The sequence below is a fragment of the Methylobacterium sp. Leaf102 genome (assembly GCF_001422425.1).
In the GTDB taxonomy this organism is placed as follows: Bacteria; Pseudomonadota; Alphaproteobacteria; order Rhizobiales; family Beijerinckiaceae; genus Methylobacterium.
In genome coordinates, this window is the sequence record NZ_LMMX01000006.1 from 24,198 (window position 1) to 38,268 (window position 14,071).

Annotated in this window: 15 protein-coding genes; 1 reads left to right on the forward strand and 14 read right to left on the reverse strand. The window is 71.2% G+C overall.

Going from position 1 to position 14,071, the window contains the following annotated elements:
* Window positions 1-16 precede the first annotated feature (16 nt).
* The 14 genes from ASF27_RS06305 to ASF27_RS06370 form a co-directional block, all read right to left on the reverse strand.
* Window positions 17-658 carry a response regulator transcription factor gene (locus ASF27_RS06305; RefSeq protein WP_056358672.1) on the reverse strand — a complete coding sequence of 214 codons (642 nt, stop codon included), beginning with the start codon at window positions 656-658 and terminating at the stop codon, window positions 17-19.
* Entirely contained in the window at window positions 655-1,263 is a 609-nt protein-coding gene (locus ASF27_RS06310) for a hypothetical protein (protein WP_244476578.1), read from the reverse strand. The genes ASF27_RS06305 and ASF27_RS06310 overlap by 4 nt, the downstream gene beginning before the upstream one ends.
* Window positions 1,260-2,243 carry a YncE family protein gene (locus ASF27_RS06315; RefSeq protein WP_244480937.1) on the reverse strand — a complete coding sequence of 328 codons (984 nt, stop codon included), beginning with the start codon at window positions 2,241-2,243 and terminating at the stop codon, window positions 1,260-1,262. Before ASF27_RS06315 ends, ASF27_RS06310 begins: the two co-directional genes overlap by 4 nt.
* Window positions 2,240-2,788 (reverse strand): SRPBCC family protein, encoded by a 549-nt coding sequence (locus tag ASF27_RS06320; RefSeq protein WP_056168943.1) that lies wholly within the window; start codon window positions 2,786-2,788, stop codon window positions 2,240-2,242. The genes ASF27_RS06315 and ASF27_RS06320 overlap by 4 nt, the downstream gene beginning before the upstream one ends.
* A gap of 5 nt (window positions 2,789-2,793) precedes the next feature.
* Window positions 2,794-3,792, reverse strand: a complete 999-nt coding sequence (locus tag ASF27_RS06325) for a vWA domain-containing protein (RefSeq protein WP_056358674.1) — start codon at window positions 3,790-3,792, stop codon at window positions 2,794-2,796.
* The gene (locus ASF27_RS06330) at window positions 3,789-4,409 is read right to left on the reverse strand and encodes a hypothetical protein (RefSeq protein ID WP_056358677.1); all 621 of its coding nucleotides are present in this window, start codon (window positions 4,407-4,409) and stop codon (window positions 3,789-3,791) included. Before ASF27_RS06330 ends, ASF27_RS06325 begins: the two co-directional genes overlap by 4 nt.
* A gap of 265 nt (window positions 4,410-4,674) precedes the next feature.
* Window positions 4,675-5,736, reverse strand: coding sequence for a vWA domain-containing protein (locus tag ASF27_RS06335; RefSeq protein WP_244480938.1), 1,062 nt, complete (start codon window positions 5,734-5,736; stop codon window positions 4,675-4,677).
* On the reverse strand, window positions 5,736-6,659 hold the full coding sequence (locus ASF27_RS06340) for a hypothetical protein (protein ID WP_056358681.1): 924 nt from the start codon (window positions 6,657-6,659) through the stop codon (window positions 5,736-5,738). The genes ASF27_RS06335 and ASF27_RS06340 overlap by 1 nt, the downstream gene beginning before the upstream one ends.
* A complete protein-coding gene (locus tag ASF27_RS06345; protein ID WP_056358684.1) occupies window positions 6,659-7,552 on the reverse strand; it encodes a DUF58 domain-containing protein in 894 nt (297 codons plus the stop codon). The genes ASF27_RS06340 and ASF27_RS06345 overlap by 1 nt, the downstream gene beginning before the upstream one ends.
* Window positions 7,549-8,580 (reverse strand): MoxR family ATPase, encoded by a 1,032-nt coding sequence (locus tag ASF27_RS06350; RefSeq protein ID WP_056358688.1) that lies wholly within the window; start codon window positions 8,578-8,580, stop codon window positions 7,549-7,551. The genes ASF27_RS06345 and ASF27_RS06350 overlap by 4 nt, the downstream gene beginning before the upstream one ends.
* A 205-nt stretch (window positions 8,581-8,785) precedes the next feature.
* Window positions 8,786-9,091, reverse strand: coding sequence for a methanol dehydrogenase [cytochrome c] subunit (locus tag ASF27_RS06355; RefSeq protein WP_056303966.1), 306 nt, complete (start codon window positions 9,089-9,091; stop codon window positions 8,786-8,788).
* 89 nt (window positions 9,092-9,180) lie between these two features.
* Window positions 9,181-9,774, reverse strand: coding sequence for a cytochrome c(L), periplasmic (moxG, locus tag ASF27_RS06360; protein WP_056262480.1), 594 nt, complete (start codon window positions 9,772-9,774; stop codon window positions 9,181-9,183).
* A gap of 83 nt (window positions 9,775-9,857) precedes the next feature.
* Window positions 9,858-10,742, reverse strand: coding sequence for a methanol oxidation system protein MoxJ (gene moxJ / locus ASF27_RS06365; protein WP_056358740.1), 885 nt, complete (start codon window positions 10,740-10,742; stop codon window positions 9,858-9,860).
* A 162-nt stretch (window positions 10,743-10,904) separates the two neighbouring features.
* Window positions 10,905-12,788, reverse strand: a complete 1,884-nt coding sequence (locus tag ASF27_RS06370; RefSeq protein WP_056168914.1) for a methanol/ethanol family PQQ-dependent dehydrogenase — start codon at window positions 12,786-12,788, stop codon at window positions 10,905-10,907.
* A gap of 354 nt (window positions 12,789-13,142) precedes the next feature.
* Here ASF27_RS06370 and ASF27_RS06375 point away from each other — a divergent pair, with 354 nt between their 5' ends.
* Window positions 13,143-14,066 carry a trypsin-like peptidase domain-containing protein gene (locus ASF27_RS06375; RefSeq protein ID WP_244480939.1) on the forward strand — a complete coding sequence of 308 codons (924 nt, stop codon included), beginning with the start codon at window positions 13,143-13,145 and terminating at the stop codon, window positions 14,064-14,066.
* The last annotated feature ends 5 nt before the right edge of the window (window positions 14,067-14,071 follow it).

Here is a 14,071-nt window from a genome sequence, read left to right on the forward strand (position 1 = left end):
CGTCAGAGGAGGCGCCTCACCGCGTCAGGCCGCCCTCGCCCTGCGAGACGGCCACGTGGATGAGTTCGGCGAGCGTCCGCACGCCGAGCTTGTGCCGCAGGCTGGCGGAGGCGCCGATCACCGTGCGGTAGCTCACGGCGAGGCCGTCCGCGATGGTCTGGTAGGACTGGCCCCGGCCGAGCAGGGACAGGATCTGGAGTTCGCGGGCCGTGAGGTCGGCGAGCGGCGCCCGCTGCCCGGCGAGGCCCAGCACCGCGACGCGGGTGGCGAGGTCGTGGTCGAGGTAGCTCCGCCCGGCCCGCACGGTCTCGAACGCCGCGTGGAACTGCGCCGCCGGCACGTCCTTCAACACGTAGCCCGTGGCCCCGCTCTCCAGGGCACGCGACACGATCACGGGATCGTCGTGCATGCTGAAGGCGAGGATGCGGGTGTCGCGCTCCAGGGCGCGGATCTGGCGGATCAGCGACAGGCCCGCCAGCGCCCCCGTGCGGAAGGTGAGGTCGGCCACCACCATGCCGGGCCGCAGGCGGTGGAACAGGCGGTAGCCGCCGACGATGTCGGTGGCCTCGTGGACGGTCTCGACCCCGGCATCCTCCATGATGCGGCGGAAGCCCCGCAGGATCACCGGATGGTCGTCCACGATGAGGACGCTCGTCATCGCGCCGCCCCGGGAGCGGGGGTCGGGCCTGATCTGTCGTTCCCGTCGTGATCCCCGCCCCCCCTGTCGTCCCCGCTTCCTTGCGCGGCGTAGCGCTCCGTGAGGCGGGCCAGGGCGGTGGCCCGGTCGGCGCCCTGCCGGCGGGTGTTGTAGTATTGCTGGCACATCTCGCCGTAGAGCTGCTTGCGCGTGGTCACCGCCGCCACGGCCTCCAGGCCGTCGAGGAGGTCGGCATAGGGCTCGGGCGTGCCCGCCTCGACCAGCATCTGCCCGAGCTGCACCGTGCGGTTGGCCACCATGCGGGGATCCTCGATGAACGCGTCCTTGGCGCGGGCGAGGCTGTGGCGCAGGTGATCGGCCCCTGATCCGACCTCGGGCACCGGGCGGCCGAGTTCGCGGCTGGCGAGCCAGCGGGCCGGCTCCATGGCATCCGTCGGCGAGAGCCAGGGCGGGATGTCCGCATCCGATCTCGTCGCCACCACCGTCTGCTCCTCCGGCGCGCGCGACGCCTCCGCGGGCTCCTCCGGCTTGTCGCAGGCCGAGAGCCCGAGCACGAGGCAAAGAGCGAGCCGCCGGAAGGGCGCAGGCCGCCGCCGCTCCGTCATGGGATCTCCTTCGACATCAGAACGGCGAGGCCGCGCGGTCCCTCGCCGACGGGCAGCCGCGCCGTCTCCGCGAGGGTGGGAAGGTCGATCACCGAGACGGAATCCGAGAACCAGTTCGCCACGTAGGCCCTGTCCCCCGAGACCGCCACGCCCTCGGGATAGCGGCCCACGGGAATCGTCGCGACGGGCGTCAGGGCGGCGTCGAGGACCACGAGGGTGCCGGCCTGCTGGTTGGTGACCAGGATGCGCGCGCCGTCGCCGCTCACCGCGACGCCGTACGGCATGCCGCCGAGGGCCGCGCGCCCAACGATCGTCAGGGTGGCGGTGTCGATGGCGTGGAGGTCGCTGCTGCGCACGCATGCGACGTAGAGCCGGTCCTGCGCCGGGTTCAGCGCCAGGGCGAACGGTCCCTCGCCGACGGGCACGGTGGCGATCCGGGTCATGGTCGCGGTGTCGACCACGCTGACCTGACGGATCTCGCGGTCGGCGACGTAGAGGAGGCCGCGCGTGTCGAGGACGAGACCCGCCGGATCGCGCCCGACGCCGACGCTGCCCTCCACCGCACCCGTGGCGGTGGAGAGTCGCACCACGCGGGCCCCCGACCAGTCGCCGACGAACAGGCTCCGGCCATCCGGGGCCACGGCGACGCCGAAGGGCTGGCCCGCGAAGGGCAGGCGGGCCAGCACCGCGCCGCTCGGCCCGTCGACCACCGACACCGTATGGGTGTCCGAATGGGCGAGGTAGAGCCGCCCGTCCGGCCCCGCCGCCACCTGCGCCGGCCCCTTGCCCACAGGGATCGCCGCCCCCGACGGCGCCACCGGCGTCAGGGTGCCGCCCTCCTGGCTCACCGCGTAGACGGTTTGGGCCAAGCCCTTCTCCGCCAAGCCCTTCTCAGCCGAGCCCTTCTCCGCCAAGGCCGGGCCGGAGACCGCGCCGGCGAGGAGGGCCGCGAGGGCGAGCGTGGCGACCCGCCCGATCACTTGGCCTTGCCACCCTCGACCTTGGCCTTCAAACCCTTCAGACCATTGCCGAAATAGGCGTTCATCGCCGTCTTGCCTGCGGCGTCGCTCAGCTCCTCGGGCGGCTCGTTGCCGGTGTCGCCCCGGTAGAACCGGCCGAGCCACTCGACCTTGGAGCCGTCGCCGTCGGGCGTCACCGTCAGGGTGGCCGAGTAGGACGAGACCGGCAGGGCCTTCAGGTCGGCATCCGACAGGCGGTACGAGTAGGTGAAGGTCTTGTCGTTCATCTCGTCGAGGCCCTCGTCGAGGGTGCCGCCGTTCTTGAGGGTGACCTTGCGCCGTCCCCCGGCGGCGTTGCCGTCGACGGCCTCGCTCCTGGCGACGTCGGGGTGCCAGGTGTCGATGGCCGCGAAGGTGCCGACCACCTTCCACACCGCCTCGGGCTTGGCCGCGATGGTGACGGACTGGTCGACCTTCTGCGGCGTCGGGCCGTGGGCCAAAACGGGGGTGACCGGGGTGGCGAGGGCGAACAGGGCGAGGAACACGGTCGGGGCGACGAGGCGCATACGGATCAGGCCTTTTTCAGGGTGAGGGCGCGTGCGCGACCCGAGGGGAGGGCGCGCACCATGGGAAACAGGAAGGCGGCGAGGACGAGCGCCAGGGCGGCCCCGCCGAGGACGGGGCGCAGGTCGAGGCGGCCGGGCAGGGGGCGCGGGGTCGCGGCGGCACGGAGCGGAGCCGCCAGTCCGCCGGGGCCTTCGAGATGGACGTAGGCGAGGCCGGTCTCGCCCGCGAGGGTCTTCAGGTAGGGCTCGCGCACGGAGGAGAGGTGCTCGTTGCCCGTGGCGGCGACGCCGCCGAAGGGGGCGTTGCGCGGGTTGTAACCCTCGCGGCTCTCGGCATCGGCCGGGGGCGGGCCGAAGCGGTTCTCCTGCTGGACGTCGCCCGACCCGTAGAAGCCGATCTCGCGGCCGCGGTCGTTGTAGCGCGGGATCGGCGACAGGGCGTAGGCGCCGGCCCCCACGATGAGCCCGCGCACGGCGCCGGGCTTGCCCTCGAAGCGCGGCCCGCCCGTGCTGGGCAGGGGCGGCGCCTCCTGCCCGTCCGTGACGAAGAGGAGGTCGGTATCGAGGCTGGCCGCCATCTCCACGGCGCGGAACAGGCCGGCGGAGATGCGGCTGTCGCCCTCCCAGGCCATGCGCCAGTCGAGGGCCGCCAGGGCTCCGTCGAGGGGGGCGAAATCGGCGCAGACCTCGATGGGCGTGAACAGGAGGAACGGCCGGCGCTCGGTGAACAGGCCCAGCGCCACCTGCGAGCCGCAGGGCAGGGCGGTGACGAGGTCGCGCAGGGCCCCCCGCGCCGTGTCGAGGCGGCTCGCCGGCTTGCCGTCGGCGCTCGCGTAGTCGCGCACGTTCATGCTGCCGGTGATGTCGACCACGGCCAGCACCGAGACCCCGGTCCGGGTCAGCGGCACGGCCGGCAGCACGAGGGCGAGGACGACGAGGAAAGCCGCCCCGGCCAGGGCCTGGAACCGGCCGTCGCGCAGGTTGCGGGCGAGATGCACCCTCATGGTGCCCCCCTGGGGAGGCCCGGGACCTCGGTCCAGATCTGCTTCGGCTCGGCCTTCAGCTCGTCGCCGGTCTTGCGGTCGAATTCGGGAAAGTCGCGCAGGAGGCGCGAGGCGACGTCGAGGTTGAACTTGGCGTCCCAGAGGTCGGGCGCGTTCTGCAGGGCGCGCCGGTAATCCTGGCGCGCCAGGGTGATGAGGGGCCCGGCCGGGTCGAGGTCGCCGCGCTCCAGATGGGAGAAGGCCTGCCGCAGGCGGGTGTTGGCCAGCGCGTAGCGAGCGCGCGCCACCCGGTCGGTGTCGCCGGCCCGCGCGAGCGCCTCGACGAGGGGCTCGATCCCATCGGGCAGGCCGCGCCGGGCGAGGTGCTGGACCCGGGCGAGCAGCAGGGGGGCGGAGGCGTCCGTCCCCACGGGCACGTCGCGCCCGGCCTGCAGGGCACCGATCGCGGCGTTGTCGCGCGCCACCCGCCACGCCGCGACGCCGAACCCGAGGGCCGCGAGGCCGAGCAGCACCGGCAGGGCGAGGAGCAGGCGCGGCCGGGCACGCCGGAGGGTGTTGACGATGCGGGCGCGGAGGAGGGGGCCGGCGCGTTCGGTGGGGAAGGCGAGCGCCGTCATCGGGTGGCCTCCAAGGCGATAGGGCGCGTCTCCCTCTCCCCGCCAGGCGGGGAGAGGACCGCAGGCACCCCGTCGTGCCTGCGGTGAGCGAAGGCGAAGCCGAAGCGACGGTGAGGGGGTCTCGCCGGACGAGCCTCGGGCGGAGCGGCCTCCTCACCTTCGGCTGCCGCCTCGTTTCGGCCCCGGCAAGGGGTCCGAAACCCTCTCCCCGCAAGCGGGGCGAGGGGGATGCTCACGAGCGTCGTGAAACGATGCGGAGCCGGGTTCATGCGGCGATCCTTTCGGATGGAGCTTCGGCCGCCTGCGGAATGCCCCTACGCCCCCGCACATCCGCCTCCGCGAGCTTGCCCGCCACGAGGACGAGGAGCCCGAGCAGCGCCACCCCGAAGGCCACCCACGACAGGTCGCGGCGCGGGCGCTGCTCGGTGTAGGGGATGGGGTCGCGCTCCAGGGCCTCGATCTGTCGGATGGCGGCGGCCACCGCCTCGGGGCCCTCCGCCTCGAAGGCGCGGTAGGGCGTGCCGAGGCTCTTGAAGAACAGGTCGAGGTGGCGCTCGGGCGCCGCCTGGGGCGTGTCCTCCCCGGCGGGCTTGTCGGCGATGGAGGGCGAGCCCTTGGTGCGCAGGAACAGCCAGTAGAGGTTGGGCCGGATCTTCGCGAACTCGGCCCGCAGGGTGCCCTGGACGCGCGGATCGATCACCGCCGCACCGTCGGAGACGATGAGCAGCGCCCGCGAGACGGTCCCGCCCTGGGCCCCGAACTGGGACAGGCTCATGGCGAGGCCGCGGGCCACGTTGGTGTAGTCGAGGCCCGGCCGGTCGATGGCCCGGATGGCGGCGCGCACGGCCTCGTGCCGGTCGGTCATCGGCACCACCAGCATGGGGGCGGTGGAGAAGGCGGTCACGGCGAACTGGTCGTGGGCGCGGCTGCCGACGAAGTCGCCGAGCAGCCGGCGGGAGGCGGCGGCCTTCGATTCCTCGGCGCCGGACGGCTGACGCCCCGCGAAGGTCTCGTTCATGCTGCCCGAGCGGTCGACCAGGATCGACACCTGGGCGCCGATTCCGGTGCGGGTCACCGTCTCGCCCCGGCGATACGGGCCGGCGATGCCGACGACGAGGCCGGCGAGCGCCAGGAATCCGGCGAACCGCAGGGCCCAGCCGATGGCGCGCGAGAGCGGGTCGGCCGGGCCGGCGTCGAGGGCCGCCACCGGCACCACGCGCTGGGCCGACGCCCGGAACGGCAACAGGGCCAGCGGCAGCAGCCACAGGACCTGGGGGGTGTCGACGGCGAACCGGGACAGGGCTTCCATCGGGGTGGCGCCGCCCATCACGCCGCCCGCTCGGCGGCGGCGAGGCGCCGGGCCAGGGCTTCGAGCTGGGGCCAGGGCAGGGCGGCGCGGGCGGCGGCGGGGCCGGGACCGAAGAAGGCGAGGCGCGAGGCGGCGAGCAGGTCGCGCAAACCCGCCGCGTCCGGGCGGCAGGCGGGGTGGCGGGCGAGGAAGCCCGGCAGGTCGTCGGCCAGCACCCGGCGGCCGTCGGTGGCATCGAGGCCGCGATGGAGCGCGCGCAGGGCGTCCCCGTAGGCGGCGTCCGCGTCGGGGCTGCGCGCGAGGCGGCGCAGGCTGGCCAGAGCGGCGCCGAACGGGCGCCCGCGCCGGGCCCGGAACGGCCCCCAGGCCCGGTCGCGGGCGAGCGCCCCGAAGGCCAGGAGGGCGAGGGCCGCGACGCCTCCGGCCCGCCACCACAGGGGCTGTACATCGACGGCGGCGACGCGCCCGTCGGGCCGCATATAGTCGGCCGGGTTCTCGCGGGCGGGCGGCACCACCTCCCGTAGGGGTGAGATGGTGAACTGCCAGGCCGGAACCTGCGCCGTCGTGGTGGTGGCGCCATGCGCACTGGCGCTCTCGAAGGTCACGGCAAAGCCCGGGATCTCGAGGCCGCGGACGTCGAGGGCGGCATAGAAGTTCTGGTAGGTCAGAAAGATCCGCACCCGCCGGGCATCGCCCGCGACGGAGTCCTCGACGCGCAGGTCGCGCAGGTCGAGCCAGTAGGCCAGGGGGCCGGCTTGCGGCAGGGACGCCCTCTGGAGGGTGAAGCCCGCATCCACGACGATGTCGGCCTGCGCCCGCACGAGGTCGCCGAGGACGTAGCCGAAGGCGCGCGGCGCGCGAACCTCGACGGTGCGCACCTGAGCCTCGGCCGCGCCCGACACGGCGAGGAGGACCACCAGAACAGGGTTAAGACCGCGCATCACGTCCCGATGAGGTGGCGGGTGAGGGCGTCGGCCTCGAAGCGCCCTTCGAGGCGGAACGGCGGGCGGCCGTAGGTCATGGCGATGCGGCGCAGGGTGTCGGCGCGGGCCCGCTCGTGGGCGAGCCAGCGCCGGCGGAGCGCCGGGCGCATGAACACCGTGCGGCGCCCGGCGCCCTCGAGGTCGTTGAGTTCCATCAGGCCCCAGGCGGGCAGATCCTCGTCCTCGGAGGCGTCGGCCAGCACCACGGGCACGATGTCGTGGCGGGCGAGGGAGGCGAAGACCTCGGCGACGAGGGCCTCGGGCCAGCGGAAATCCGAGACCACGAACACGATCTTGGGGCGTCCGACGAGGCGGCGGGCGGCTTCGCGCATGCCGTCGGCCCGCGCGCCGGTGCAGTGTGCGTCGAGCAGGCGGGCCCGGACGGAGGCGCCGATCCCGCGCCGGCGGGTGGCGGGCATCGACACGTCCTCCCGCAAGGTCCCGTCACAGCCCATGAGGCCGAAGCCGTCGCCGATGCGGGTGGCCGACGCCGCGAGCCCCCCGCACAGGGCGGCGGCGAGCGCCATCCGGTCGGCCGCGCCGCGGTAGCGCATGGAGGCGGAGAGATCGACGAGGGCCCAGACTTCGATGGCCGTTCGGCTCTCGAAGCGGCGCACATGGGTGCCCTCGAACGGATCCCGCAGGGTGGCGCGCACGTCGATGCGGCGGGCATCCGGCATGCGCAGGAACGGCACCTGATCGCGGAAGGTGCCGAGCCCCCCGGCGTCGCGGCCGCGATGGGCACCCACCGCCGTCCCGGGCACCCGCCCGCGCGGCCGGTAGACGATGTCGGCCTCCGGGCCGGCATCGGCCGGCGCGGCATCGGCCGGCGCCGCATCCAGCACCGTCATGGGGCCGGCACCGTGTCGAACACGGTGCGGCAGAGCTCGGGCACGAGGGTGGCGCGGCGCATCTCGTAGACCGGTTCGAGGAAGACGCGGTGGGCCATCACCTCGGGGAACACGGCGCGGATGTCCTCGGGCACCAGCCATTCCCGGCCCTCCAGCCAAGCGCGGACCTTGGCGGCGCGCACGAGGAAGGCGACGCCGCGCGGCGAGGCCCCGCCCTGCACCAGGGCCTCCATGTCGATGCCGGGGAGCCGGATGCCGGCGGAGCCCGGCCGCACCAGGGCCTCCCACAGGCCGACGACGTAGGTTTCGATGGCTGGGCTCGCCTGGATGCCGTGCTGGATCGCGCGGGCGATGCCGGGGATCGCCGCGTGATCGAGAACGTCGGCGTCGATGCCCGCGATGAGGGTGTCGGTGTCGTGGAAGCGCGGATCGAACACCAGGGCGCGGCGGCTCTCGGCGTCGCGCGGGGCCTCCATCCCGATCTCCATGAGGAAGCGGTCGCGGGCGGCGGCCGGCAGCTCGAAGGTCTCCTCGCGCTCGACGCGGTTGCGGTCGGCGAAGACCTGCAGGTTGGGGAAATGGTACTCGCGGTTGAACGCGGTCAGGCTGCGCTCGGCCATGAGGCGCAGGAGCAGGGCATGCACCTGGGGCCGGGCGCGGTTGATCTCGTTGAAGAAGAAGATCGACAGGTCCTCGGCCCGGCGCAGCACCGGTCCGGGCTCGACGCGGGGGCGCCCGTCCTCGGCGAGGTAGGTGTGGTAGATCAGGTCGGTGGGCATCATGTCGACGGTGCCCTCGACGCGCTCGTAGGCGCCGCCCAGCGCCCGGGCGACGGCCCGCAGCAGGGTGGTCTTGCCGACGCCGACATCGCCCTCCAGCAGAACGTGGCCGCGGGCGAAGATCGCGATGGTGAGGAGGCGGATCGCCCGCGCCTGGCCGACCACGGCGCCGCCCACGGCCCGCTCGAACCGGCCGGCGGCCTCGCGCCAATCGGTGAGCATCGCGTCGCCGGGGCGGGTCTCGTTCATCACGCGGGGGCCTTGGTTTACTTTATGAGAAGCGGGTGCACGGCATCCAAGGGGTGGAACCTCGACGGGGTCTACGAGCGCCCCCCTCGCTTCGGCTTCGCCTCTCGCTCACCGCGAACACGGCAGGGTGTCTGCGGTCCTCTCCCCGCAAGCGGGGAGAGGGGTCGGCGCGCCAGTCGCGGATAGGCAAGGGCGCGTCGTGGCTTCAGTTCGCCGACAGCTTGGTGACGTCGTATTCGAACTTGCCGGACTTCTTCGCGGCCTCGATGCGACGGGCGTTGCGCTCTTCCATGCCCTTGATCGACTCGGACTGCTTGTTGAGTTCCTTCGGATCGTGCTTGGGATCGTACTTCGAGCCGGCGATCTTCTCGGGGAAGCCGGGCTTGGGCTCCCAGCAATTGCCGGCGGCCTTGCACTTGGTGCCGTCGTAGGCCATCGCCGGGGCAGCGAGCACCGCGCCGGCCAAAACCGCGCCAGTCCCCAGCGCCACCGCAAAAATGAACGTCCGCATGTTCGTCTCCTCCGTTTATGGTTGGCGCGGCGCGTGGGCCGCTCATCGTTCACCGCGCGGTCGAGGCGCGGCGTGGCTTCCCAGGGACGCTAGTTCTCCAGCGGCTTGCACTGGCCCTTCACGTCCGTGGGGAAGGTCTCACCCTGCTTGTAGGGGGTGTAAGTCTTCTTCTGGTCCGCACTGAGCCAGACCGCATCCTTCACCGGGCCGGTATAGAGATGGCGGATCCAGGCGATGGTCTGCAGCATCTCGTCGGGGGTGAGGTTCTCGTTGTGCGGACCCATCATGCCGTTGGCGCCGCCGAAGATGGTGGCGAACAGGCCGGTATCCTCGGTGTTGGACGGGTAGGTCCAGTAATTGTCGTTCAGGCCGGGCCCGAGCTTACCCTCGGCCAGATGCCCGTGACAGCCCGAGCACGAGGTGGCGAACAGGGACTCGCCGTTGCGCAGGCAGGACTTGTCGTCGATGTAGAGGTTCTTGCCGGTCTGGAAGAACTCCTTCACGGCCGGCGTGTCGCGGCCGCCCTCCTTGCCCTGGGAGACGTCGAGCTGCTCGCCCGTCACGGTGTTGCGGAACACGAACCCGCTCTGCGGGCCGGAGGCCGGCTGCGCGAGGGCGGACAGCCCGGCGGCCGCGAAGCCGAGGCCGACGAATCCGGCCAGAAGGCCTTTGAGATGACGCATGAAATCGCTCTGATGGGGTTCTCCGACCGACCGGTCGGGTTCTGGGCGGGCCGCCCCTGCGAGCGGCCCGGGGCTGGCGCGGATCAGTTCGAAGCGACGGAGAGGGGCACCCCTTCCTGCTTCAGGATCGCCTCGATCTGGGGCTTCGCCTTCGCGATCCCGGCATCGAGGGCGGCCTTCAGGGCGGTGTCGTCCCGGCGCACGCCCATGGACTGGTCGAAGCTCTGGGGCATCTTCTGGCCGTCGCTGCGCACGGTGTCGTCGGGCACCGGCGTCACCCGGAGCGGCGTGCTCGAATCCTTGACGTAGCGGGCCACATCGGGCCCGAAGGCCACGGCGACGTCGGCCTTGCCGCCGGCGACTTCGCTGATCATCCGGGCCGGGTCGATCTGCGTATACTGGTTGCGCGGGGCGCGAAAATTCACCAGCGAGTAGAGGTAGGCCATGTCCTCCTCGTAGCGGCCGATATCCTTCAGCATCGCCTCGCCGGGGGTGCCGAAGCCGACCACCATGTGGTCGACGCTCTTCAGGCGCGGGTCGGCCCAGGACTTGATGTCGAGGTCGCGGTCGGCGCGGGTGATGAAGACGTAGCCGCTGCGATAGTACGGCTTGGAGACGAGGACGCGCGGGTCGTCGCTGTCGAGGCCGACCACCACGTCGCAGAGCTTCTTGTCGAGCCCGTCGCGGACGAGGTAGATCGCCGGCTTCTCGGACCAGACGAACTGGACCTTGCGGTCCATGGCTTCGGCCACGGCGCTCGCGATCCGGTTCTCGAGGCCCGATCCGTCCTTGATGGAGAGGGGCGGCTGCACCGCCGCGCAGACGCGAAGGGTCTTGTCGTCGGCGGGGGCCGAGGCTTTCACGTCCTCGGCCGCATGAACGGAGGACACGAAACCCAGCGCCAGGAGCGCGCCGGCCGAGAGCGAGGCGGCCAGCGCCGCGCGGCGACGTCCGGTGACGAGCGACATGGGGGACATCCGTTGTTCGGTTGTTTTCTGGGCTGCGCGACGGCGGCATATCTCGGGTCAGGACATGGCGTGTCCTCCCGTTGGCCTTCGCGCGCGAAATCTCAGGGCGGGGCGAACCCCGCCGGCCTTGAGGCCGGCGGAGTCCTCTGTTGGTCTAGAGACTTACTTCTTGGCGGCGGTCTGGTACTCGCCGACGTTCGGATCGTCGTACGGACCCTTGCCGTTCAGGGAGAACACCATCACGCCGCCACCCATCTGGGTGTAGTTGGCGAGCTTCTTGAAGGCGCCCACCGCGCCGAGGCCGGCGGTCGGATCCTGCAGGTCGAACACCAGGCCGACGCCCGGCCATCCGCCGACGCCGTAGTAGATGGCGACGAACTGATCGCCCTTGTGGCTGTAGGTCATCGGGTAACCGATGGCGCCCGACGGCAGCTTGAACTTCCACAGAAGGTCGCCGTTGTCGGCGTTGCGCGCCTTGATGTAGCCGTCCAGGGTTCCGTAGAACACGAGGTCGCCGGCGGTGGCCATCGTTCCGCCCCACACGGCGAAACGCTCCATCTTGTCCCACTTATACTCGCCCGTGATGGCGTTGTAGGCCTTGATCTGGCCGAGACCCTCGTAGTTCTGACGGTCACCCTTCGGGCCGGGGTACATGTTCAGCGTCGCACCGACGAAGAACTGACCTGCGCGGTACGGAAGCATGAAGGGCTCCCAGTCCATGCAGATGTGGTTGATGCCCATGTAGAAGAGCTTGCGCTCCGGATCATAGGAATCGTGGCCCTGGTTGTGATAGCCCATCGCCGAGGGGCAGACGTCCTTGGCGAGGTGGTCCATCCGGGTGCCGTACTCGGGATCGCGCACCGGCTGGCCGGTCTTCAGGTCGACGGACTTGAAGACGTTGACGGTGTCGTCGATCTTGTTGGCCGAGACGAGCGAACCGTCGGTCCGGTCGAGGGTATAGACGATGCCGTTGCGGTCCGGATGGGTGAGGAGCTTGCGATCCTTGCCGTCCTTGTCCTTCTGGTTCGACAGCATCATCACGTTGACGCCGGCGTAATCCCACTCGTCGTGCGGGGTCTTCTGGTAGCCGAACTTGGCTTCACCCGTATCGGCGTCGCGGCCGAAGATGGTCATCGTCCACTTGTTGTCGCCGGGACGCATGGTCTCGTTCCACGGCGCCGGGTTGCCGGTGCCGAAGTAGATCAGGTTGGTGCCGGGATCGTAGGCGTACCAGCCCCAGTTGGTGCCGCCGCCGATCTTCCAGGCATCGCCCTCCCAGGTGGAGGTGCCCAGACCCTTCTGGCCGTAATGGGCGTTCTTCACGTTGAAGTCGGGCCCAAGCAGCAGGTCCTTGTCGGGACCCGTGGCGTAGGCGCGCCACACCTGGGCACCGGTCTTCACGTCGTAGGCGGTGAGGTAGCCGCGCACGCCGAGCTCGGCGCCGGACGACCCGATGATCACCTTGTCCTTCACCACGTAGGGGGCGATGGTCAGGGTCGAGCCCATCTTGATGTCGGAGTTCTCGACCTTCCACACCGTCTCGCCGGTCTCGGCGTTCAAGGCGGCGACGTTGCCGTCGAGCTGCGTCTTCAGGATGAGGGACGGCACCTTGCCGTCACCCGGCCAGTAGGCGAGGCCGCGGTTCACGAGATCGCAGCACGCGACCGCACGGGCGGCCGGGTTCTGCTTCGGCTTGTCCTGCCAGAGGATCAGGCCCGGATCGTCGAGGCCGAGGGCGAAGGTGTTGTTCGGGAAAGACGTGTGGATGTACATCTTGCCGTCGACGACCAGGGGCGCGCCCTCGTGACCGTTGAGCAGGCCGGTGGAGAACGTCCACGCCGGCTTCAACTGCTTGACGTTGTCGCGGTTGATCTGCTTGAGCTTGCTGTAGTTGTCCGAGTCGTAGTTCTTGCCCGGCATGATCCAGTTTTCGTCGCTCTTCGACATCTCGACGAGCTTGTCGTTGGCGGCCGCGCTGGTGGCCATCCCGATGGGCGCCAGGGCCATCACGGCCAGCACCGACACGGAACTCAAGTACCTCATCATCGTGCGTCTCCTCAGCTGCCGCCCCGTCTATCGACCCTGCGGTCGCGCGTGGCTGTTTCTCCCGCCGTTTCGGAACATTGGCGCCGCCGCTCTTAGAAGAACCGCCGCCCTCTTAAGCTTTTATCAGACTATCTAAGTCTTATAAGAAGCTTATTACTGTTCCTTCAGCCCTTATTTCTAGCCATCTTCATGCAGCAAAGTCTCTAGACGATCCGACATTTCTAGCCGGGCAACTTCGGCAAGTTCAGCATGAGGATCGCGCAGCGGCGTCCCGACGCTTGACCGTCCCCCTGGCGCATCGCACGACTGTCGCAACGGCCCGGGCGAACGGGCCGATCAGGGGGGCGAGGGCCGATGGCGCCGAGGGCTTGGCGGACCTGGACGTGGCGCATCCGGACGTGGCGCATCCGGGCTGCACGGAGACGCGGGATCGCGGGTGCTCCGGTCGGGGCGGCCCGCCGCATCGCCGCGCTGATGCCCTGGGCGGTGCTGCTGCTCGGTGTCTTGCCCGGTGTCTTGCCCGGTGTCTTGCCTGGTGTCTTGCGGGTGGAGGCCCAGGACCTCGCCGCCCTCTATCCCCGGGACGGGCGCCGGGACCTCACGGGCGCGGACATCGACCGCTATCCCGGGGCGGGCGTGCTGTTCTGCCACGGGCCGGACGGCATTCCCCGCAAGGCCGCCGCCGCCTGGCTCATCGGAGACCCCTCTGTGGTGGTGCTCAACGCCCACAACTTCCGCAACCGCCGCCTCGAGACCACGCGGGAGGTGGCCGATTGCTTCTTCCAGATCGGCGGCCGCAACTACGATTTCGTGCCGGGCAGCATCCAGCTCGGGGCGGTGCCGGCCTCGCAGGCGCTCCACATCACCGACGACTGGGCGATCCTGCGCCTGGTCCGGCCCGCCGAGGGCGTGCGGCCCCAGCCGATGCCGGCGGCGCCGGACTTGGGGGAGGGGCCGATGCGGCTGCCCATCGTCATGGTCTCGCCCGGCGGACACGAGAATTACCGCGGGCCGGCGAGCCTCGAAGCCTGCGCCGTCCGGCAGGTCGATCCGCCGAGCGAGGGCGGCATCCGGCGCCTGCGCCACGATTGCAACGACGGCTTCGGCGGCTCGGGCTCGGGCCTGTTCGACGAGGCCGGGCGCCTCGTGGCCATGCAGAGCGCCTCCCTGTCCATGAACGCCCGCAAGCCGTTCGACATCGAGTTCCACTACGGCTCGGCCCTGGCCTTCGAGGGCGAGCTTCTCGCCGCCCTGCGCAAGGCGGTGGCGGCCCCCTGACGGTC

Coding starts and splice junctions, on each gene's coding strand:
- moxG (WP_056262480.1), bottom strand. CDS start 9,774: ATGCGTCATCTCAAAGGCCTTCTGGCCGGATTCGTCGGCCTCGGCTTC.
- ASF27_RS06330 (WP_056358677.1), bottom strand. CDS start 4,409: ATGACGGCGCTCGCCTTCCCCACCGAACGCGCCGGCCCCCTCCTCCGC.
- ASF27_RS06350 (WP_056358688.1), bottom strand. CDS start 8,580: ATGAACGAGACCCGCCCCGGCGACGCGATGCTCACCGATTGGCGCGAG.
- ASF27_RS06335 (WP_244480938.1), bottom strand. CDS start 5,736: ATGGGCGGCGCCACCCCGATGGAAGCCCTGTCCCGGTTCGCCGTCGAC.
- ASF27_RS06320 (WP_056168943.1), bottom strand. CDS start 2,788: ATGCGCCTCGTCGCCCCGACCGTGTTCCTCGCCCTGTTCGCCCTCGCC.
- ASF27_RS06375 (WP_244480939.1), top strand. CDS start 13,143: ATGGCGCCGAGGGCTTGGCGGACCTGGACGTGGCGCATCCGGACGTGG.
- ASF27_RS06340 (WP_056358681.1), bottom strand. CDS start 6,659: ATGCGCGGTCTTAACCCTGTTCTGGTGGTCCTCCTCGCCGTGTCGGGC.
- moxJ (WP_056358740.1), bottom strand. CDS start 10,742: ATGTCGCTCGTCACCGGACGTCGCCGCGCGGCGCTGGCCGCCTCGCTC.
- ASF27_RS06310 (WP_244476578.1), bottom strand. CDS start 1,263: ATGACGGAGCGGCGGCGGCCTGCGCCCTTCCGGCGGCTCGCTCTTTGC.
- ASF27_RS06345 (WP_056358684.1), bottom strand. CDS start 7,552: ATGACGGTGCTGGATGCGGCGCCGGCCGATGCCGCGCCGGCCGATGCC.
- ASF27_RS06325 (WP_056358674.1), bottom strand. CDS start 3,792: ATGAGGGTGCATCTCGCCCGCAACCTGCGCGACGGCCGGTTCCAGGCC.
- ASF27_RS06305 (WP_056358672.1), bottom strand. CDS start 658: ATGACGAGCGTCCTCATCGTGGACGACCATCCGGTGATCCTGCGGGGC.
- ASF27_RS06355 (WP_056303966.1), bottom strand. CDS start 9,091: ATGCGGACGTTCATTTTTGCGGTGGCGCTGGGGACTGGCGCGGTTTTG.
- ASF27_RS06370 (WP_056168914.1), bottom strand. CDS start 12,788: ATGATGAGGTACTTGAGTTCCGTGTCGGTGCTGGCCGTGATGGCCCTG.